This window comes from Alteromonas sp. Cnat2-8, assembly GCF_022348355.1.
Classification (GTDB): domain Bacteria; phylum Pseudomonadota; class Gammaproteobacteria; order Enterobacterales; family Alteromonadaceae; genus Alteromonas; species Alteromonas macleodii.
In genome coordinates this window covers 451,124-473,234 of record NZ_JAKREX010000001.1, presented here as the reverse complement: position 1 = coordinate 473,234, position 22,111 = coordinate 451,124, and the positions used below count along the sequence as shown (strand labels likewise).

Below are 22,111 nucleotides of genomic sequence, written 5' to 3'. Positions count from 1 at the left end.
ATAGATAAGCCTATGGTAAATATTGCCATAAATGGGTTTGGTCGTATTGGTCGTAACGTGTTGCGCGCGCTGTATGAAAGTGGGCGCAACAACGAATTTAACGTGGTGGCCATTAACGACATTGCTAAACCCGAAGGCATAGCACATTTACTTAAATACGATACCGCCCACGGGCGGTTCCGTTTTGATGTGGCCTTAGAAAACAACACGCTTAACGTGGCAGGCGACGATATCACGCTGCTTGCGACAAGCGATATTAAAGACCTACCCTGGAAAGACTTGGGCGTTGATATTGTGCTTGAGTGTACGGGCAAGTTTGATGACAGAGCATCGGGGCAAGCACATTTAGATGCCGGCGCTGGCAAAGTGCTTTTCTCGTCACCGGGGTCACCAGATTTAGATAATACGGTCATTTTCGGAACCAACGAAGACACGTTGACCAGTGAACAAAAATTGGTCTCCAACGGCTCTTGCACCACAAACTGTATTGTTCCTGTCATTCAAGCGCTAGACGCCGCGTTCGGTGTTGAAAGTGGTACGATCACAACCATTCACGCGTCTATGCACGACCAGCAGGTGATAGACGCGTATCACGAAGATTTGCGCAGAACCCGAGCTGCAAGTCAGTCGATTATTCCCGTAGATACACGCCTTGCTGCCGGTATAGAGCGTATTTTGCCTAAGTTTGCGGGTAAGTTTGAAGCTATTGCCGTTCGCGTACCTACTATCAACGTTACTGCCATGGACCTAAGCGTAACGCTTCAAACTAAAGTGACAATCGAGCAAGTTAACCAAGCCTTACGCAATGCAAAAGCGGGGCGTTTACAGGGCATTTTGGATTACACTGAGGAGCCTTTGGTGTCGGTAGATTTCAATCACGACCCTCACTCGTGTATTGTAGATGGCACACAAACAAGAGTCAGTCACAAACAGCTAGTGAAAACACTGGTGTGGTGTGACAACGAATGGGGTTTTGCAAACCGTATGCTCGATACCGCAAAAGTGATGTTCGACGCAAAATAAAGCATTGATGCTGCCAAGGGTTGGTAGCACCAGCCCGCGCAGCTTTCACCGTTAATTTGAGCGTGTCTTACCTTTAACACGCTCTACTGAATTTGAATTAACATAGGAAAGACGATGGCAATTCCAAGCATGAGCGATATGGCCCTAAAAGGTCAGCGCGTACTAATTAGACAAGATTTAAACGTGCCGGTAAAAGACGGCAAAGTAACCTCAGATGCGCGAATCAAAGCATCTATCCCTACAATCAAAGCAGCCCTAGACGCAGGTGCGGCAGTTATGGTGATGTCTCACCTTGGCCGTCCTACTGAAGGCGAGCCTGCTGATGAGTTCTCTCTTCAACCTGTGGTTGATTATCTTAACGATGCTTTAGACGTACCGGTTAAGCTTGTAAAAGACTACCTGAACGGCGTTGAGCTTGCCGATGGTGAATTGGTTATTCTTGAAAACGTACGTTTTAACAACGGCGAGAAAAAAGACGACGAGACGCTAGCGAAACAGTATGCAGCCCTTTGCGATATTTTCGTTATGGATGCGTTCGGTACTGCTCACCGCGCACAAGCGTCTACCCACGGCGTTGCCAAATTTGCACCAAAAGCCTGTGCTGGCCCATTACTTGCTGCAGAATTAGACGCACTTGGCAAAGCGCTAGACAACCCTAAGCGTCCAATGGTTGCTATTGTGGGTGGCTCTAAAGTGTCTACCAAGTTGACCGTGTTAAAAACATTGGCTGAAAAAGTTGACCAGCTGATTGTTGGTGGCGGTATTGCCAACACTTTCATTGCTGCTCAAGGCCATAATGTAGGTAAGTCACTAGTAGAGATGGACCTTACCGAGCAAGCCACGCAGCTTATGAATGAAGCGCAGGCGAATGGCGGTAATATTCCAGTACCTACAGATGTTGTCGTGGGCAAAGCGTTTGATGAGAATACCGAAGCGACGCTAAAAGTAGTCAGTGACGTTGCCGACGACGATATGATTTTTGATATTGGTCCAGACTCTTCAAAGGCGTTAGAGGACATTATCAAGAATGCAGGAACCATTGTATGGAATGGCCCTGTAGGCGTATTTGAATTTGAACAGTTCAGTGCTGGAACAAAAGCGCTGTCTGAAGCGATTGCGGCAAGCGACGCATTCTCAATCGCAGGTGGTGGTGATACACTAGCAGCAGTTGATAAATACGGGATTGCCGATAAGGTCTCTTATATTTCAACAGGTGGTGGCGCGTTCCTAGAATTCTTGGAAGGAAAAACACTACCAGCGGTAGCAGTACTAGAAGAAAAAAATAAATAAGCCTCAACGCTGCACATTAAAGCAGCGTTTTATAGCGCTAGAGAGTTCATAGAAGCTCCTAAAAGCTAAGGCCTAGTACAAATGTTGCCCCACTATGTGTCACGCTCAGTAACAGCATTTTTGAGCGTGACCTTTTAATCGGAAACGATTACACCTGCGAAACAGTGAAGTACGCAGGCATAAATACCAATTTTATTACAGATGTGTTTACTTAAGGTGCTGGCATGCCGCGTCTGAGACAAACAGATCTTTAATAGAATTGGTATAACAATAAACCCTACACCTGTCTATTAAGGCAGTAATATACAAAAGGAGTGTTGCAATGGCATCACAAGCTCAGCAGGCAATGCTGGATAAACTGAAGACGCAAACCGGTTTTATTGCAGCGTTAGATCAAAGCGGCGGTAGTACCCCTAAAGCGTTACGCTTATATGGCATCGAAGAGTCAGAGTACAGCTCAGACGAAGAGATGTTTAATCTTGTTCATGAAATGCGTACGCGCATTATCACCAGCACCCCTTTTAGCGGCGAGCGCGTTCTTGGCGCAATCTTGTTTGAAAACACCCTTGATAGAGAAATTGAAGGCATGTCTTCTGCACACTACCTGTGGCAGAAAAAGCGTGTTATTCCTTTCTTAAAGGTAGATAAAGGTCTAGCTGAAGAAAGCAATGGCGTTCAGGTAATGAAGCCAATGCCTGGTCTTGATGCATTGCTAGCTAAAGCGGTAGCGCAAGACGTGTTTGGCACTAAGATGCGTAGTGTTGTTAAGCTTGCGAATCACCAAGGTATTAAAGATGTTGTTGCTCAGCAATTTGAAGTGGGTAAGCAAATCTTAGCCGCAGGCCTTGTTCCGATTATCGAGCCAGAAGTAGACATCCACAGCCCACAAAAAGCAGAAGCTGAAGCTCTTCTTAAATTAGAGATCCTAACGCAGCTAAACCTTCTAAACGAAGGCCAGGAAGTTATGCTTAAGCTAACGCTTCCAACAGAAGCTAATTTCTACAAAGAACTTGTTGATCACCCTCGCGTGCTTAAAGTTGTAGCGCTTTCTGGCGGCTATAGCCGTGAAGAAGCAAATGCGAAACTGGCAGAAAACCAAGGTATGATTGCGAGTTTCTCTCGAGCATTGACCGAAGGCGTTTCTGCAAAGCAGTCTCAAGAAGAGTTCGAGGCAACGCTAGATAAAGCGATTGAAGATATTTACCAGGCCTCTAAGGCGTAAACTTCTCTTTTGTCAGCACTTCTAAAGAGCGCCTAATGGCGCTCTTTTTCGTTACGAGTTCTTTTGAAGTATTGTGACACCTTCAACTTAATAAGCTCATCTTTATAACCCTGCTAAAGGGATGCCTCTGGGGAATTAAGGTCTTCACTAATACTTTTATATGTGGCTATAAAATACGCCCGCCCACAACACACAGGCAATAACGATGGATAGAAAAACGCCTGCTGATGCTAAGTCTTTTGCTAACCCTGATAGGGCATGAAACTCTGTACCTATTCTGTCGACGGTGACTTCAATGGCGGTATTGATGATTTCCGCAAATAAAATGAAAAAAATGGAAGACATTAAAATTGCACGTTCAAGAAAAGGAATTGACCAAAAAACAAGAACCACGAATGCCACAGCGGCTAGACTGAGTTCTTGTTTAAATGCAGCTTCGTTCTTAGTAAGCCAGCTAAATGCTCGAAGTGAATTCTTTAGAGCCTTAAATACTCGACGCAGGCCTTTTGGTTTGTTGCTTGGGTCGAAGTGCGAGGTGGTACTAACCACAGGGTTTGATTCATTTAGGCTTCGCATTGTTTAAAGATATCCATAGTAGGTTGGTAAGTAATACTCTTTACACTTGATAAACCAAGTAACGTGTCAAACAAGTTGTCTTGAGAGTAAGGGTGGTTGGCCAGGTTTTTAATACAATTTCGGTAGCCTGAATCTTCAAACTTCGACGTCCAAAAAAGCATAGGAATGTGAGTTTGTTCTTGCGGTGCAATTTGATAAGGAAATCCATGCAGATAGAGTCCTTTTTCACCCAAAGATTCACCGTGATCAGACAGATACAGCATGGAAGCGTTTGGCACATTTTTTAATGTATTAACAATCTCTCCAAGTACATAGTCAGTGTACGCAATGGTATTGTCATACGTGTTGATAAGCGCCTGCGAATCACAGTTTTGAATATCACTTCTAGGACAGTCGGGAGAGAATTTGGCAAATTCAGCGGGGTATCTTCGATAGTAGGTAGGGCCATGAGAGCCTATCATATGAAGAACAATAACCCTGTTAGTTGTCGCAGGTGATGACAAAACGTCCTTCAAAAGCTCGTTGAGTAAAACATCGTAGCAAAAATCACCGTCACATAAACTAGGATCTCGGGATGGGTCAAATGCAATAGTTTCAACTCTTTTGCACACCCCCTTGCAGCTACTATTATTGTCTATCCATGTCACATCAGCGCCAGCCCGATGTATGATATCAAGCACATTATCCTGACTTTCCGCAATGCGAACATCATAGCTTTGCCTTGAAAGTCGAGAAAACATACAGGGTACTGACACCGCAGTAGCGGTCCCGCATGAGGTCACGTCGTTGAAACTTACCGCGCCTATGTCGTTCATAAAGGGCGTGGTGTTTCTGCTATAGCCATTACTGGCAAACTTGTCTGCCCTTGCTGTTTCTCCAACAACCAGTACAGTCGTAGAAGGCAAAGCGTTTTTTCTATTTATTATAGAAGGTGTCTTGTCCAGTACCTTGTAAGGAAGTGGCGGATAAAAGTAGGTGTCTCTGAGATATTTGTAGCCAGAATCATAAAATGCATAAGGGATAATATACTTGGCCAAATCTTTGTTATTTCTACCCACCGCAGCATAGTCTTTATAAAGGCCAGCTGCGATAACGATTATTCCAACCACTGCTAATACGTTGAGCTTAAGTAAGTGCTTAACTCTAGCAACTAATTTTCCATTAATTTCCTGATTAAAGACGGCAACAACGGGCACCAATCCTAACAAGAAGAAAAAGAGTAAAAGCGTTGAGTTTAGATAGGCAAATGCTTCACCAGTATTGGTCTCCATCACATTTTGAATCATACTCTTATCAAATATCACGCCGTAAGCGACCGTACCGTATAAAAGAAGTGAACTGACTAACAGTGTCACTGCCACCGTCAATCTTGGCAAAAGAATGGCGCCTAATAGGCTAAGGGCGATGATATTGAAAAAGGTAAGCAACAATGGAACGGACAGAAAAAATATCCACTGGCCTACTGTAGTTGGCGACACAGCGTGATAGACATTTGAAATAAAAGGGAAGTTGAAAACCAGTGTTATTAAGACTGATGTTATAAAAACAAAATTGGCTAATGAAGGGTTTAAATTTAACGAACGTGGAAATTTCAAAGTCAGTTCTCTTGTGTACTACTTGCAGCAAAAGATAACTTTCAAAACTTAAATAAAGCTTAAGCAAAACTTTGGGATTAGCGTTAATGGGAATTTCTATCTAGAACCAACAATTCCAGATGGTTTCCAATTGCAACCACTTGTTATACATAGAGAAACGACGTGCAGTTGCACAAAAAGCTTCCTAGGCCGTCACTTTCTATCGTTAATTAATTCAATATTATTCTCGCCTTCAGTTTATCTTAAGATTGAGATCATAACCTTAGCGAGGAATAAAAATCGACCAATGAAACATGAGAATACTCCTTATAGAAGATTCATTGTCTTTGAGAAATAGCCTGAGCTTAGGTCTAGAAAAACTTGGCCATTCAGTTGATTTAGCTGCCACAGGGCCCGATGGTTTGAGTATGGCGCTTCTTGGTAGCTACGACATTATTGTATTAGACCGCATGCTGCCAGAACTCGACGGGATGGCTATCTTGAAAACGCTAAGGAAAAGACGGATAGAGACCAAGGTGCTCATTTTGTCTGCACGTGCCGAACCTGAAGAGAAAGTTGAAGGCTTGTTAGCAGGCGCTGATGATTATCTATCTAAGCCTTTTTCATTTGAAGAGTTGTCAGCGCGACTTCTCAGTTTGATGAGACGGGGCGTAACAAACTGTATTAACGATCAAATTACTATTAATGGATTGATATTGGATATTCAGGCCAAGTCTTTTTTATTTGGAGAGCAGGCGATTAGTTTAACGCCGAATGAATATCGCATAGTAGAGTGCATGTTCCTAAACAAAGGCAAGGTCGTCACATCAGAAAAATTAAGTGAATTTATTTCCGGTAGTTATGACCATATCTCAAAAAATGCAATTGAAGCGCACCTCTCTTCAGCGCGAAAAAAAGTAAGGGCATGTGGCGCTACACTCCCCATTAAAAGTAAGCGAGGATTTGGCTACGTCGTGGTGGAAGGCGATGAAGTCAATACGTAAAACCTTAACGCGACGCCTTTCTATCACTATTTCTTTGCTGGTGATTGTCGTTTTACTCGCCGCAGATATCGGAGTTGACACCTGGGTCCAAAGAGAATTTAACCAAGGTCTAAAAGCCAAAGTTGGCATGCTTCAAAGCTTAGTCAATGAAGATTTAGACGGCGTTGAGTTTGAGTTTGCCGGCGAGTATTTCCCTGAGTTCGAGGGTGCTTCTTCTCCAGAATACTTTCAATTGTGGTACAAAGGGCAGGTTTTCGAAAAGTCGGAATCCCTTGCACTGTACACTGTCGACGAGCTGCCGTTTGAAAACTTAAGTTTAAACGAGGCGGTGATTAACGACATTACGCTGCCAGATGGTCGTTCCGGGCGTATTATTCACACCAAATACGTGCCTCAAATTGACTCTGAAGACCGCGAAGCATTCTATAGCGTCAGAGGCGAAGAGCAGCGCGACCCCATGGTTATCGCATACGCAACCTCCACTGAACTGTTGAATTTTACTCTTTGGTTTATCGATATCGCATTTTTAGTGGCGCTTATTGTAATTCCGTTAATGGTAAGATTCGTCGTGCGCAACACGGTGTCTTACGCGTTGGCACCACTTGATGCATTAAACAACAATATAAGAACTCTAAGGTTTACTGCCACAGATAAGCACGAAGCATTCTCTACAAACGTTTCAGAACTAGAGCCAATCGTCAGCAGCTTGAACCATTTTATAAACGATAACTACGCCCTATACCTTAGAGAGAAAAGACTTACCTCTGACATTGCTCACGAACTTAAAACGCCGGTTTCTGAACTCATCAACCTGGCGGAAGTTGCCATGAAGTTTCCAGGAGAGGAGCGACTCGAAAAAGATTTTAAACCGCAGATTCTTCGCATTGGGATGCGAATGAAAAACATCATTTCCGGTTTGATGTTAATCCAAAAGCACAGTGCTAAGCAGACTCAATTAAACGACCTTATTAATATTAAAGAGCTCGTTGCTCAAGTTGTCGCAAGCAAAGCGGTAGATAATATTAATGTGGTTGCGAAAGAAAGGGGCGATGTGGTTATTCACTCTAACCGAATTGCGGTGGAGTCTATATTTAGCAACTTGTTAGACAACGCTATTGAGCATGGAAAGCATTGTGAGCCGATCAGCGTGTATATAGGCAAAACGCAATCAGGGCAGGCCCAAATAGAAGTGACAAATACAACGCATACTGAAATTGATGAACGTGACTTAAGACATATGTTTGAACCCCTGTGGCAAAAGGATGCATCACGTACATCAGAGGACAACTTTGGCCTAGGGCTATCAATAGTGAGTGCATTGTGCGGTGCGATTGGGGCAGACGTGTCGGTTTATAAGTTGGATCATAACCACATCTCTTTTTCTGTGACTTTCAAAAAGGCCTCTTAAAAATACGTGCTGTTAAAATGTGTTTTTGCTTGCAGTAAAAAGATATGACGTACACTGCCACACTCAGGAATTCTGAGTTTGTTTGTAACAAATACGTGCAACCGGTTATTGCCTGCGTTTAGTGGCAATACTGGTTCTTGTCAAAGCGTGGTTGGCTGTGTAGCATAGCGCCGCAATTTTCCTTATATATTTGAATTTCTGGAATATTAACCGGTGCATAATCAGCAGTACATGAAGCAGTACACTATATACGCATTAATAGCGTTGTTGTTTACTTGCTTATCTGGACTCAAACAGGATTACAAGCCAATCACGTTCAAGCATCATTTCGATGCTTCTATTTCCGAATATTCCTTCGAGTTTGATACAGAGGAAAGTGCGCCGGAAGAGCCCGCTCCACCACAATATGTTGTGCTGGATTACCTTACGGACTCCTTCACTGAAACCGCAAAGCCACGTCCGCGCTGGCATTTCAAAACATCCCTTAACTACGCAACGCCGTTAACACGAGCGCCGCCTATTGCTTAGTTTCTTAGGCTTAGTAGTTAGCTGCTTACCTAGAAACACCTTAATTCGATATTCATTACATAGCGCCAGCCCTTTTTGCTGGATGTTTTTGCGCGCTTAATTTTCAGCACTGAATTTTATTGCTGAACGCGCGCTAGTGGCGTGCAGCCTTTTTACGAGGCACGTCACGATTAGCCTTTTATTACGAATTTACATTATGAGCAAAAAAGCACTTCTTGCAGTAAGCATTGTTACCGCACTATTAGGTGGGTGTGGCCATGAAGAACATGCTGCGCATCACGAAAAACTTCAATTCAACGTTACTCATCCCATCGTACAAGACACAACGCTGGTAAAAGAGTACGTCAGTCAGATACGTGCCATTCAACATATTGAAGTTAGAGCTATGGAAAAAGGCTATCTTCAATCGACCTTTGTTGATGAGGGACAAACGGTAGAACGTGGTCAGCCCATGTTTAAAATAATGCCGAACGTGTATGAAGCTGAACTACACCGCGCTGAAGCCGAGGCTAAAGCGGTTGAGATGGAGTACAAAAATACAAAGTCGCTTGTTGAACAAAACATTGTATCGCCTAACGAACTCGCCGTGATTGAAGCGCAGCTTCAAAAAGCACAGGCTGAAGTTGAACTGGCGAAGACCCACCTAGCGTTTACTGACGTTAAAGCACCGTTCACCGGCAAAATGGACCGACTGGAAGCTCGCACGGGAAGTCTGCTTGATGAGGGTGAGTTGCTTACCACGCTATCTGATATCAGCACCATGTGGGTGTATTTCAATGTACCTGAATCTGAGTATTTAAAGTACGCGCAGAACAGCGCATCAAATGATCAAACGTCAGTGCGATTAAAGCTTGCCGATGGCAGTATTTACGCGCATCAAGGGGTGATAGATGCCATTGAAGCTGATTTTGATAATCATACCGGTACCATTGAAATGCGTGCGTCTTTCCCTAACCCAGACCAGCTGCTAAGACATGGGCAGACCGGAAATGTCATGGTGGATATTGCCTATCCGGATGCGCTGGTTATTCCTCAGAAGGCCACATTCGAAATTCTCGATCAAAGCTTTGTGTACGTGCTGGATAGCGAGAACAAGTTAGCAACCCGCCACATTAATATCGCTGCAGAACTCCCTAACATTTATCTGGTATCTGATGGCTTAGCGCCGAGCGACACTATTTTGATTGAAGGACTGCGAAGAGTCTCGAACGGCGATGAGATAGAGCCTGAACTTATTTCAGCCAGCGACACATTAGCTGAACTGTCACTGCACGCAGAATAAGGGGGCGCTATGTTTGGAGTTTTCATTAAACGTCCAGTGATGGCCATCATGCTATCGCTGATGATTATATTTTTGGGCGTGTTGTCGGTATTTAGCCTACCCACGTCACAGTTTCCCGATATTGCTCCGCCGCGGGTGCTTATTTCTCTGGCATATCCCGGTTCGAGCGCTGATGTATTGGTGAAGTCATCGCTGGTTACCATTGAGCGTTCAATCAACGGTGTGCCGGGCATGAAGTACATCGTGTCTGATGCGACCAGCGCGGGTGAAGCTACTATTCAAGTGATCTTCGATTTAGATGTGGATCCGAATCAGGCGCTCATTAATGTGAAAACGCGGCTTGACCAGATTATGAACCGGCTGCCCCAGCTCGTGCAGTTAGAAGGGGTGGTACTAGAGCGGGTTCAGCCAAGCATGTTGATGTACATAAACGTTTATAGCACGGACGAAACGGCTGATGAAAAGTTTCTGTACAACTATTCCAATATCAACCTTATCCCAGAGATACAGCGGGTAAACGGTATTGCCAGTGCAAAAATATTGGGAAGCCGCCAGTATGCCATGCGAATTTGGTTAAAGCCTGATCGCATGCGTGCTTACAATGTTTCTGTGGATGAGATCATGGAATCGATAGACGAGCAAAGCTTGATTGGACGCCCGGGACGACTTGGCAGAAGCTCAGGCATTACTGCTCAGTCCAAAGAATACGTGCTTATTTATGAAGGACGTTATGACGAGCCAGAAGAATATAAAAATATCATTATTCGCGCCGATTCCGACGGTCGCTTGCTCAAATTAGGTGATATTGCCGATGTTGAGTTAAGTAGTGAATTCTTCGATATTTACTCAAACAAAGACGGGTATCCTTCCGCTGCGATAGTGCTAAAGCAGAACTATGGAAGCAGTGCCAACGAGGTGATTTCTCAGGTGAAAGCCACCATGGCTGAACTAGAAAAAACGTTTCCAGAAGGCATGAAGTATGAAATTAACTACGATGTTTCCAAGTTTCTAGATGCCTCTATTGAACAAGTGCTGCATACCCTGTTTGAAGCCTTTATTTTGGTTTCCTTGGTGGTGTTCATCTTTCTGGGTGACTGGCGCTCCACACTTATCCCGCTTCTGGCTGTGCCAGTTTCACTGGTGGGAACATTTTTCTGCATGCAGGCCACAGGAGTGAACATTAACCTTATTACCCTGTTCGCTCTGGTGTTAGCGATAGGGATTGTGGTGGATAACGCCATTGTTATCGTAGAGGCGGTTCACGCAAAAATGGAAGAGAGTGCAAGCCTAACTCCTTATATGGCGACCCAGCAAGTACTGGGTGAAATGGGGGGAGCTATTATCGCGATTACACTGGTGATGACGGCGGTTTTTGTGCCCCTTATTTTTATGACGGGCCCGGTAGGTGTCTTCTATCGCCAGTTCTCTATTACCATGTCATCGTCAATTGTTATCTCGTGTATTGTAGCGCTGTCATTAACCCCAGTGCTGTGTGCAATGTTGCTTAAAAACCCCCATTCACACACTAAAAAAGCGACCCCGTTAAGCAAATTAATTGACGGGTTTAATTACTATTTCAATAAATTAACCGGTCGCTATACAGGTATTATCAAAGCTATCGTTACGCGCCGCAGTGTAACCGTAGTGCTGCTTGCGGGCTTTGTGGTAAGTACCTTTGGCGTTAATCAGGCATTACCTACGGGCTTTATTCCCGGTGAAGACCAAGGACAAATCTATGCCATCATTCAAACACCGCCTGGCAGTACTCTTGAAGCGACGAATACAGTAGCGCGAGAGCTGCAAAGCTTGGCGCTGGACGTTGAAGGCGTTTCCTCGGTGTCCTCGCTTGCTGGCTATGAAATCCTTACGGAAGGTCGAGGTTCAAACGCGGGTACCTGCTTGATTAACCTTAAAGACTGGGCTAATCGCGAACAGTCGGTACGTGACATTATTGAAGAGCTGGAAGCCAAAACGCACCACTTAGGCGCGGTTATTGAGTACTTTGAACCGCCAGTAGTGCCGGGTTATGGCGCGTCGTCGGGGTTATCATTTCGTTTACTCGATAAAACCAACACTACCGACTATCAAGAGTTCGACCAAATCAACAAAGCCTTTATGGAAGAGCTCGGTAAACGTGATGAGCTAAAAGGTTTATTTACGTTTTACGCGGCCGATTATCCTCAATATAAAATTGAGATAGATAACCAAGCTGCAATGCAGAAAGGGGTATCTATTGGCGCGGCCATGGAAAATTTGAATATTCTTATCGGTAGTACTTATGAGCAAGGCTTCACGCGCTTTAATAACTTCTTCAAGGTGTACACGCAAAGTGCACCGGAATATCGCCGTTATCCCAGTGACTTAATGGATTACTACGTGAAAAACGAAGAGGGTGAAATGGTGCCTTACTCGGCCTTTATGAAGCTGATTAAAACCCAAGGCCCTAATGAAATTACGCGCTACAACCTTTATACCTCGGCAGCTATTCGGGCAGAGCCTGCAGCAGGGTATACTTCGGCGCAAGCGATAAAAGCGGTTGAAGAAGTAGCGGCTGCCACCTTGCCAAAAGGATACGATATAGGTTGGGAAGGCCTGTCATTTGACGAGGCTAAACGAGGCAATGAAGCCATCGTTATCTTTGCCGTAGTATTGTTGTTTGTATATATCGTACTGGCATCACAGTACGAGAGTCTGCTTCTACCTTTTGCGGTCATTCTTTCACTACCTACCGGTATTCTCGGCTCATTCCTGTTTTTAAAAGGTATGGGGCTGGCCAACGACGTTTATGCGCAGCTCGGCTTAGTTATGCTGGTTGGTTTACTCGGTAAAAATGCCGTGCTTATTGTGGAATACGCAGTGCAAAAAAATCAGCAGGGCTTATCGATTGCTGACGCAGCTGTTGAAGCGGCCAAACAGCGCTTCCGTCCAATCCTAATGACATCGTTCTCGTTTGTAGCAGGGTTAATTCCGCTTGTTATTGCAACGGGGGCTGGCGCAGTGGGAAATAGAACTATTGGTGCTTCTGCCTTAGGCGGTACCTTGTTCGGCACTATTTTTGGTGTGCTGGTTATTCCTGGACTTTACTACTTGTTCGCCAAATTTGAAGAAGGTAAGTCATTAATCAGAAACGAAGATCACGTTCCCCTTACTGAAACTTACCACTATAACGATGAGGTGCTAAGCGATGACAAATAAAAAGCGATTTACCTATAAGCCGTTGTGGTTAGCGCTTAGTAGTGCGTTGTTAGTTCAGGCATGTGCTATCCCTACCATTGAAACGCGAAACCCTAATCTGGATTTGCCAGAGCAATTTAATGCGAAAGTCTCGCAAGTGGATACTCAGGCTGGTCAAGGGGCTAACGAGAGTACGCAAGCAAATATTCAATGGAGTGAGTGGTTTAACGATCCTACACTTTCTGCGCTGGTGGAAACTGCGGTTAAGAACAACCAAGAGGTGTCTATATTAATTCAGCGCATTAATATGGCGTCGAATGAAGTGTATGCACGAGAAGGGGAATATTTGCCTCGACTCTCTGCGGGGGTAGCCGCTGAAACCGAAAAGGTAGGCGAATATACCCGGGAAGGCGCAGTAGAAGAACAGTTAAATATCAAGGAGGACAAAGAATTTCCTGACCCGCTGGCAAACTTGAAGCTAGGGCTTAATGCGTCCTGGGAAATTGACGTTTGGCATAAGTTAAGAGATGCGTCCAAAGTAGCTTCACTCGAATACTTAGCGTCGGTAGAAAGTAAGAACTTTTTCGTTACCCAGTTAGTATCTGAAGTTGCGCGTACTTACTATGAATTGCTGGCGTTAGACAACAAACTAGAGAACCTCGACTCAACCATTTCGCTACAGCGCAATGTTATTCACACTATTAATGCGTTGAAAGAATATGGGCGGGCGTCGTCGCTTCCCGTTGCTCGCTTTAACGCGGAAGTGAAGAAAAACGAGAGCGAGCGTTACTTGATTGAGCAGGAAATTCTTGAAAAAGAGAACACGCTTAATCTGTTGTTGGGGCGCACTCCACAACCTATTAAAAGGAACAGTGATGTGTTACTTAGTGCTGAAATCATTAGCCCGCAGGTGGGTGTACCCTCTGCGCTATTAGACAATCGCCCGGATATAAAACAAGCTGCACTCACGCTTCAGGCGGCAGAGTTAAATATCGATGTGGCTAAAGCTAACTTCTATCCTTCTTTTGAGCTAAAAGCAGGGTTAGGTTTATCGGCGTTTGATAGTCGCTACTTGTTTAATGTGCCTGAGTCATTGGCATATTCATTATCTGGTGATGTTTTTGCGCCATTAATAAACCGCAGGGCGATTGAGGCGGTTTATCAAAATGCCAGCGCCGAACAAATTGAAGCGGCTTACGAATATGAACTGACCGTTTTAACGGCGGTAGCTGAAGTAACAAACAGTTTGTCGAAGCTCGATAATTTGGATAAAAGTGCTGAAGCAAGGCGTCATCAAATTGCTTCACTCGAACAGTCGATTGATATTGCCAATAGGCTCTTTTCGTCAGCTCATGGTGAATATTTAGAGGTGCTGCTTGCGCAACGAGAAGCACTGGAAGCGCGTAGCGAGTTTATAGAAACTCGTCAGCAGCAAATGGCCGCACTGGTCGATTTGTATCAGGCACTCGGAGGCGGATGGCAGTCTTAAAATAAAAAGGAGAGCGCTCGCTCTCCTTTTTTTCGCCTTTATCAAAAGCTGGCTGCGAATTTCAGACTCAACGTGTGACAAAAGCAGAACGCATGCGGTGTTAAATGTTAACGCGTAAAGTTAAAGCGGGCAAAAAAGCGCTCAGCTTCGTCACTATCAAAATCATAGCCATTATTCGTCATCGCTTCCAAAGCATCTTCTACCGTTTCGTAAAAGCCATAAGGAACTTCGGCAGCGTCGTAGCACTGAGAAATCTGATGCTTAGTTGTCAGCATAATGTCGGTATCTAATATCACCACGGCAAGAAACGACAGGCCGCGGGTTCTTCTTACCCGAGTTTGTTTTACAAAAATATCAAAGGTGGAAGGGGGCATCAGGCTTTCACCGTAAAGACAGCTTACTTGTGCCCATTTAGCGCCCTTTTCGAATTTTGAAATGTCAGAAGACATCTTAACTACGCCATTTCTCATGGTTTCGTCATTCCACGGTCCGCGCGCTGAGAAGAGCAGCAACTGACCGCTTACGCTACATTCAAACTCGCCGTGTGGATTATTCATGGGCATTACCTTTAAGCCTTATATAGAAGTTAGCACTTTACCGCTATCACGCAACTAACCATTCGGCTAAAGCCAACGCCCCTGTGTACTGCGCTTAATCGCCTAGCGATGTCGCTCAACGTTTAATCTTTATTGGCTGAATATATTCAGTAATATGGAGACAATAAATGCATCACTACAACGTGATCACCCCATAAAAAAGAACGGATAAGAACAAATAGATTAAGGTGAGATATGTCTTTTACGAGAAATCACAGGTACCCGTCAGTCAAAAAACGGTTTGCTATATGGGCTGCACTATTTAGCGCTAGCACGCTAGCTATGCCAGCCACAGCGCTTGCAAGCAATGAGAGAGAATCTCTTACTACCGACTCTGAACGCTATTTTAAATCGGAAGATATTTTTAATTTGGAATACGTGAGCGAAGTTCAGGTGTCGCCAAACGGTAAATATGTTGCATATGTGCGCCGTTCAAACGACATCATGTCTGACAGCAGCCGCGCCAATGTTTGGCTAGCCTCTGTAGATGGTAAATCAAACCGTCCCTTACTTTCTTCGAAAAAAAATTATTACTCTATTCGCTGGTCTCCAGATGGTAGCCGGTTGGCTTACCTTTCTAATGAAGAAGGTAAACCACAACTGTATGTGCGTTGGATGGATACAGGGCAAACGGCACTCGTTACGAATGTCACCTCAAGTCCTAGCAACATCACATGGTCACCAGACGGTAAGCATATTGCCTTTACCATGAGCGTAGATGCCAAGGAAAAGCCACTAGACGTTAAGATGCCTAAAAAGCCTGACGGAGCAAAGTGGTCTCCGAGCTTTCAATATATTACCAAAGCTCGCTATCAAGCAGATGGTCGCGGTATTCTTGAACCCGCCTACACCCATGTTTTCGTTGTTCCTTCCGATGGGGGCACAGCACGACAGCTTACTTCAGGTAATTATCACCACAATGGGCGCTTAAGTTTCTCTCCTGATAGCGACAAAATCTATTTCTCTGCCAACCGCAGTGACAATTGGGAATATGAGCCTGTAGAGGGGGATATCTTCTCTGTGGATATGATGGGAAATATCGAGCAACTTACCAACGACAAAGGCCTCGAATCATCGCCTGTCGTATCGCCTGATGGAAAGTACATTGCTTACGCTCGTCGAGATGACGAAAAGGTGATGTATAAAAATAGCTATTTGTACGTGATGAAAAGTGACGGTACAGATGCCAAAAACTTAACAAAAGACGTTGATAATTCAGTGTCTAACTTTCACTGGAAAGATAATAAGCACGTTTATTTTCAGCAGTCGGTTCGCGGATTAGCGCAGGTAGATGTAGTATCGCTATCTGGCAGCGTAAAAGCCGTAGCTAAGGGGCTGGGCGGTACAACGTTAGGACGACCTTACGTATTTGGCACTTATCACGCTGTCGGTGATGTAGTGGCTTACACCAAAGGACGTACCGATCGCCCCGCTGATCTGTATGTCACTACGCGAAACGAGCGACAGCTTACTGCACTAAACGAAGACGTTTTAGGTCATAAACAGCTTGGTGAGGTAAAAGAAATTGTCTATTCGTCTTCTATTGATGGTGAAGAAATTCAGGGGTGGTACATTCTGCCGCCAAACTACGACAGCTCGAAAACGTATCCGCTTATCTTAGAAATTCACGGCGGACCTAATCTCGCTTATGGCCCTGTTTTCACGGCTGAACTGCAGCGCATGGCGGCAGAAGGCTACGTGGTGTTTTATGACAATCACAGAGGCAGCACAGGTTATGGCGAGCGCTTTGCATTGCTACTTCAAGGAAAGTACAGCTCGGAATATGACTTCTCAGATCATATGTCGGGTGTAGATGCGCTGATTGAAAAAGGCATCGCTGATCCAGAGCGACTGTTCATTACTGGCGGCTCAGCAGGCGGCATTGCATCAGCCTATGCCATTGGCCTCACTAACCGGTTTAAGGCGGCCGTGGTTGCCAAACCCGTTATTAACTGGCTATCAAAAGTACTGTCTGCCGATTCAGGTCTATATCAAATTCCTTTCCAATTTCCCGGTAAACCTTGGGATAACGTAGAACATTACTGGAAGCGCTCGCCGCTATCGCTAGTAGGAAATGTTACTACCCCCACCATGCTGATCACGGGTGTAGACGATAAGCGCACACCAATGTCTGAAACTGAACAGTTTTATCAAGCATTAAAGATTGAAAAGGTCGATAGTGTCCTGGTGAGAGTACCCGAATCACCGCACGGGATTGCTTCTAAGCCTTCTAGAATGATTGGCAAGGTTGAAAATATTCTGGCGTGGTTTAAAAAATACGACAGCGCGCAGTCACAAAATACGCAAGTTGAAGCTCAATAATTAGTGTGCTGAGACTAAGTGGGGCTAATGTGCCGACTCAATCGGCTCAAGGCCCCATTTTTTTAGTATTCGCGCATACTCGCCATTCGCCTTTAAGATAGAGAGCGCGTTTTTAAGTGAGTTCACTTTGTCTTGCTCAGTCTTAAGGCCTGTGGCAACAAAAAGATCGGCACCCAATGCTTCGATGACATATTCGCTCGTTGCGTCGTTAGGATTAAACCCAGCGTCACTGATTTCATACTTTCCAGTTTCAAAATTGGCTAATGCGAAGTCAATGCGCTCCATGTACAGAAGCTTCCACAGTAGTGCAGGCTCTGCAACTAAAGCTAGGTTTTTATTTTCTTCAAACCCTTCTTGCTGCAAAAAAGAGGCTGAACCATAGCCGCGTATAGAGCCTACTCGAAAGTGCTTTGCTTCGTCTAAGGAATTGATGTGAGGTGTATCTCTTCGCTTTAAGCGAATCAGTGATGCCTGCATGTGATTAACTGAAGAAAGCCACGTAAATTCATCTTCCCGTTTTGGGGTTTTTAACAAAGATAAAAGTACCAGATCCGGATTTTCGAGAGTTTCTTGTACCGCTCGTGCCCACGGCATGTGTTCTAACGAACTACTAAATGGCAGCAGAGGCTTAAGTGCGTTCGCGAGATCTACGTTAACGCCTTGGGCTTTACCATTTTCGTCAATCCAATAGTAGGGCGGTGTAACCTCGCTTAGAAAGTAGACATGGTTGGATGATGCGAAAGTAGAAAAACTTACAACCAGTAATAAATAAATCCAGATACTACGAAACATAACTACTGTTTGGAACCTATAGAGTTAACACTACTTTGAAGGAGGCAGGGTAGAAATTATGCGTAGTATACTCGTTTTATAGGCAAATAGTACGGATATTTGCCTATAAAATGATCAGTTTGGCGTGGTGGCGCGGTGCTGGTTTAAACCACAGTAGGGTGTAGTTGCTCAATATCAGGAACAACAGATAGTTTTAGATCAAGCGCTTTCCAGTAATGGCTTTCTCGCAGTAAGTCAGCAGAGATTATAGGTTTCTCGTCTAACCAGCCATCGGGGAAGGTAATGGTAAGTTCATTCTTTTCTACGTTTACCACCAGGTCAGGTACGAAGCCTTCCTGGCGTTTTATATTAAGCAATACGCCTAAACGCAGTAACGCAATTAAGTGTTTTACCGACTGCTCATCGAAGAGATTAAACGTGGGAAGCTCATTGGTGCGAATTTTCTTTCTATGGAATCGCACCAGTGTGGCTAGCAGTAATTGTTGTTCCTGAGTAAATCCGGGCATGTCTACATTGCCAAGAATATAGGCGCTGTGTTTTTGAATGCCCCGCGAATTAATCTGCATACCGACTTCATGGAGCAATGCAGCCCAGCCAAGCATACTTTTAAAGTCACGACCTTTCAGCTTCCATACTTTTTCTACTTCGTTGAAAAGTGAAAGTGTTGTGTTAAGCACCATGGTAGCTTGGGAAGTGTCTACATCGTAGCGTGTAGCAAGACTACTCGCCGTTCTGCCTCTAATATCAGCATGATGAAGCTCATCTTCCATTTGATAAAGCACGCCTTCGCGCAAGGCGGCTGGCGAGTATACCAATCCCTCGATTTCGAGAGCTTTAAAAATGGCAATGAGAATAGCGAGGCCGCCCGCGATAACGACACGGCGATCTTCACTCAAATCTGGGTAGCTTAACTTGTCGACATGACCAGCACTAACAAACTGCTTCATTAAGTTGCGCAAGCTTTTGAGCGTGACAGGAATATCGTGTCCGTTAGGACGGTCTTGCTGGCAAAGTGTAAACAGCGAACGAATGGTACCCGATGTTCCGATACACTGTACCCAACCCAGTCTGCGATATTTGTTGTCTATTAACTCAAGTTCTTGCTGTGCAGCGGTAATGGCGCGTTCAAAGGCTTTAGGTTTAAGCTCTCCGTCTGGGAAAAAGCGTTTTGTATAGCTCACGCAGCCCATTTGGAGGCTACGGCAAAGTAAAGGGGTAAACCCTTCACCAATGACGAACTCGGTTGAACCACCGCCAATATCAATAACCAGCTGTTGGCCGTCCGAATGGTTAGTATGCGCCACGCCTGAGTAAATAAGTCGGGCTTCTTCTACACCCGAAATTACCTCAATAGGGTAGGGAAGGATGTCTTTTGCTGCGCTGATAAAGTTGCGGGCATTACGTGCCTTACGCAGGGTATGCGTAGCTACAATTCTCACAGAGTCAGGCTCAAAGCCTTTAAGGCTCTCCGCAACGACTTTCAGCATGGCTAGGCCGCGTTCCATCGCCTCATCAGACAAAATGTCGTCTTCGTTGAGACCTTCGGCCAAACGCACTTTTTGTTTAACTCTATGCAGTATTTGCACAGACCCGGCAACAATGCGTGCTACTACTAAGTGAAAACTATTTGAGCCAATGTCTAGTGCTGCGACTTTATTGACTTCGCGGGTTTCCACGTCGTTAAAAACTGATTCGTGCTGGGTCATGTACTAATTATCTTTCCTACAAAGTGTCTTCTAGCTTCTTCAAATAGTCGTAAATTTCTATTTGCGAGCGAAGCTTTTTACGATTTCCCCTGCGAACGTACTTGTTGCTCTGATCCTTGTCAATCACTCGTGCTTTCAGGGTGTCTTTAAATTGTAGCTCCATTATATCAACAATGCGCTGTTGGAGTCCTTTATCGTAAACAGGGCAGCCCACTTCAATGCGGTTGTCCATATTACGGGTCATCCAGTCGGCAGATGAGATATACACTTTTCTTTCGCCGCCGCCCTCAAAAATCATTACGCGAGGGTGCTCAAGGAAACGGTCAACAATAGAGATAATTTCGATGTTCTCGCTAATGCCTTTAATGCCCGGATTCAGTGAACACATGCCGCGAACAATGCCGCGAATTTTAACCCCAGCCTGACTTGCGCGGTACAAATCGTCAATAAGTTCTTTATCAACCAGGTTGTTAATCTTAAAAGTGATTTGCGCTTTCTGACCTTGGTTTAAATGCTGAATTTCCTGACGAATTAACGACTGAATTTTGGTCCGGGCGTTTAACGGCGATATTTGAAGGTGCTGAAATTTATAGCGTCTGTATGGGTATTGAATAAGATCGAATACCGCCACGCCTTCGTCTGCCAACTCTTGATTACGGGTAAATAAGCTGTAATCGGTATAAATTTTCGCCGTTTTCTCGTTGAAGTTACCTGTACCGAAGTGCGCATAGTTCACCATGCTGCCTCGTTCTTCACGCGTTACAATACACAGCTTAGAGTGAATTTTAAGTGTGGGTACACCCAATACGACTCGTATACCTGCATCAGTCATGCGCTTAGACCATTCGATGTTGGCCTCTTCATCAAACCGTGCGCGAAGTTCTACCACAACGGTTACTTTCTTGCCGTTGTCTACTGCGTCAATCAATGAATTCACAATGCGTGAATTACTGGCAACACGATAAATGTTGATGCGTATGGTTTTAACATTCGGGTCGAAAGCTGCCTGACGCAAAAACTCGGTGAAGTGCAGGAAGCGGTGGTACGGGTAGTACAACAATATGTCCCGTGCAGTAATGGCATCGAAAACGGTGTTGTACTTAGAGAAAGCCTTGCTATCGATAGCAGGCAGCGGCGTATGCTCTAAATATTCTCGGCCTACATTCGGGAAGCCAATAAAGTCTTTAAAGTTACGGTAGTGCCCAGCAGCGTGCATGGTATCTAGCTTCGTAATCTTAAGACGCTTGCGCAGGTCAGATTTCATGTCCTCAGGCATGTTAGTGTCGTAAATAACACGTACAGGCTCTGCGATAAGGCGCTGTTTCATACTCTCAGACATTTTTTCAACGAAGCTTTCGTCAATTTCTTCGTTGATAGAATATTCCGCATCACGGGTCATTTTAAACGAGAATGCTTCAATTTCGTCGAACTTCACGAAACCGCGGAAAATGTCTTCAATACATAGCTGAATCATGTCATCGAGCATAACAATGCTCTTTTTCTTACGGCTTTTTTGCGGGGGGATCAGCATAAAGCGCGACATTTCAGAAGTAGGAACCTGAATAACCGCAAACTTAGGGTTGCGGTCTTTTCTTCTGAGCGCAACATATAAATACACTGACGTGCCGTTCAATCGGCTAAGTAAGTCGGTCTTCTTATCAATCAAGATAGGCGCAATATGACGCAGTACTTTATTAACGAAAAAGTTGCGTACCCACTGTTTTTGATAATCGTCTAAATCATCTTTTCGAAGAATGTGAATATTGTAACGCGCTAGGGATTTAACAACGTCCTTATGAATTTGGTCGAACTTCTCAGAAAGCTGTACCACCTTTTTTTGGATCTGTGCCATAAGCACGGTCTGGCGTTCAGCTTCTTCTTCGTTACCGTCGTTCTGCGCAATGGTAATTTGTCGCTTCACGTCAGCAGCGCGCACGCGATAAAACTCATCTAGGTTATTTGAGTAAATACCAAGAAAGCGAATTCGCTCAACGGCGGGGTTGTTTTTATCTGCGGCTTCTTGCAATACGCGTTCATTAAACGCAAGCCAGCTTAGCTCTTTGGGATAATATAAAACGTCGTTATCCATAATGTCTCAATTCACGTTCATAAAAATGGTCAAAGA

The 22,111-nt window shown here is 44.6% G+C and carries 16 protein-coding genes; 10 read left to right on the top strand and 6 right to left on the bottom strand.

Translation table 11 applies throughout. The features are described 5' to 3' along the window. The first annotated feature begins 12 nt into the window (after positions 1 to 12). The 3 genes from epd to MHN00_RS01980 all read left to right on the top strand — a co-directional run bounded on the left by epd (position 13) and on the right by MHN00_RS01980 (position 3,535). Positions 13 to 1,023, top strand: coding sequence for an erythrose-4-phosphate dehydrogenase (epd, locus tag MHN00_RS01990; protein WP_239300089.1), 1,011 nt, complete (start codon positions 13 to 15; stop codon positions 1,021 to 1,023). A 114-nt stretch (positions 1,024 to 1,137) separates the two neighbouring features. Beyond that, a complete protein-coding gene (locus tag MHN00_RS01985; RefSeq protein ID WP_239300087.1) occupies positions 1,138 to 2,313 on the top strand; it encodes a phosphoglycerate kinase in 1,176 nt (391 codons plus the stop codon). Between the two features lie 322 nt (positions 2,314 to 2,635). After that, a complete protein-coding gene (locus MHN00_RS01980; RefSeq protein WP_014948386.1) occupies positions 2,636 to 3,535 on the top strand; it encodes a fructose bisphosphate aldolase in 900 nt (299 codons plus the stop codon). A 156-nt stretch (positions 3,536 to 3,691) separates the two neighbouring features. Here the strand turns inward: MHN00_RS01980 and MHN00_RS01975 are convergent, their stop codons facing one another. Together MHN00_RS01975 and MHN00_RS01970 are read right to left on the bottom strand one after the other, a co-directional pair. Next, entirely contained in the window at positions 3,692 to 4,111 is a 420-nt protein-coding gene (locus MHN00_RS01975) for a diacylglycerol kinase (RefSeq protein ID WP_239300085.1), read from the bottom strand. Next, the gene (locus MHN00_RS01970; RefSeq protein WP_239300083.1) at positions 4,099 to 5,706 is read right to left on the bottom strand and encodes a phosphoethanolamine--lipid A transferase; all 1,608 of its coding nucleotides are present in this window, start codon (positions 5,704 to 5,706) and stop codon (positions 4,099 to 4,101) included. The genes MHN00_RS01975 and MHN00_RS01970 overlap by 13 nt, the downstream gene beginning before the upstream one ends. A gap of 293 nt (positions 5,707 to 5,999) precedes the next feature. Between MHN00_RS01970 and MHN00_RS01965 the strand changes: the two genes are divergently transcribed. From MHN00_RS01965 to MHN00_RS01940, 6 genes are all read left to right on the top strand, one after another. Next, positions 6,000 to 6,689 (top strand): response regulator transcription factor, encoded by a 690-nt coding sequence (locus MHN00_RS01965; RefSeq protein WP_239300081.1) that lies wholly within the window; start codon positions 6,000 to 6,002, stop codon positions 6,687 to 6,689. After that, positions 6,673 to 8,097 (top strand): HAMP domain-containing sensor histidine kinase, encoded by a 1,425-nt coding sequence (locus MHN00_RS01960; protein ID WP_039219540.1) that lies wholly within the window; start codon positions 6,673 to 6,675, stop codon positions 8,095 to 8,097. The genes MHN00_RS01965 and MHN00_RS01960 overlap by 17 nt, the downstream gene beginning before the upstream one ends. Before the next feature lie 231 nt (positions 8,098 to 8,328). Continuing rightward, positions 8,329 to 8,625 carry a hypothetical protein gene (locus MHN00_RS01955; protein WP_061094315.1) on the top strand — a complete coding sequence of 99 codons (297 nt, stop codon included), beginning with the start codon at positions 8,329 to 8,331 and terminating at the stop codon, positions 8,623 to 8,625. 196 nt (positions 8,626 to 8,821) lie between these two features. Further along, on the top strand, positions 8,822 to 9,907 hold the full coding sequence (locus MHN00_RS01950; RefSeq protein ID WP_239300079.1) for an efflux RND transporter periplasmic adaptor subunit: 1,086 nt from the start codon (positions 8,822 to 8,824) through the stop codon (positions 9,905 to 9,907). A 9-nt stretch (positions 9,908 to 9,916) separates the two neighbouring features. Further along, a complete protein-coding gene (locus MHN00_RS01945; protein WP_239300077.1) occupies positions 9,917 to 13,102 on the top strand; it encodes an efflux RND transporter permease subunit in 3,186 nt (1,061 codons plus the stop codon). Then, the gene (locus MHN00_RS01940) at positions 13,092 to 14,570 is read left to right on the top strand and encodes an efflux transporter outer membrane subunit (protein WP_239300075.1); all 1,479 of its coding nucleotides are present in this window, start codon (positions 13,092 to 13,094) and stop codon (positions 14,568 to 14,570) included. Before MHN00_RS01945 ends, MHN00_RS01940 begins: the two co-directional genes overlap by 11 nt. 107 nt (positions 14,571 to 14,677) lie before the next feature. Here the strand turns inward: MHN00_RS01940 and MHN00_RS01935 are convergent, their stop codons facing one another. Continuing rightward, positions 14,678 to 15,127: a hypothetical protein gene (locus MHN00_RS01935; protein ID WP_239300073.1), complete on the bottom strand. Its 450-nt coding sequence runs from the start codon at positions 15,125 to 15,127 to the stop codon at positions 14,678 to 14,680. A 234-nt stretch (positions 15,128 to 15,361) separates the two neighbouring features. On the opposite strand from MHN00_RS01935, the gene MHN00_RS01930 reads away from it, so the two are divergent. Continuing rightward, positions 15,362 to 17,488, top strand: a complete 2,127-nt coding sequence (locus MHN00_RS01930; protein ID WP_239300071.1) for a S9 family peptidase — start codon at positions 15,362 to 15,364, stop codon at positions 17,486 to 17,488. A 24-nt stretch (positions 17,489 to 17,512) separates the two neighbouring features. Here MHN00_RS01930 and MHN00_RS01925 read toward each other — a convergent pair whose 3' ends face one another. The 3 genes from MHN00_RS01925 to ppk1 all read right to left on the bottom strand — a co-directional run bounded on the left by MHN00_RS01925 (position 17,513) and on the right by ppk1 (position 22,075). After that, positions 17,513 to 18,280 (bottom strand): transporter substrate-binding domain-containing protein, encoded by a 768-nt coding sequence (locus tag MHN00_RS01925; RefSeq protein WP_239300069.1) that lies wholly within the window; start codon positions 18,278 to 18,280, stop codon positions 17,513 to 17,515. Positions 18,281 to 18,423: 143 nt separating this feature from the next. After that, entirely contained in the window at positions 18,424 to 19,986 is a 1,563-nt protein-coding gene (gene ppx, locus MHN00_RS01920) for an exopolyphosphatase (protein ID WP_239300067.1), read from the bottom strand. Between the two features lie 16 nt (positions 19,987 to 20,002). Continuing rightward, the gene (ppk1, locus tag MHN00_RS01915; RefSeq protein ID WP_239300065.1) at positions 20,003 to 22,075 is read right to left on the bottom strand and encodes a polyphosphate kinase 1; all 2,073 of its coding nucleotides are present in this window, start codon (positions 22,073 to 22,075) and stop codon (positions 20,003 to 20,005) included. Positions 22,076 to 22,111 lie beyond the last annotated feature (36 nt).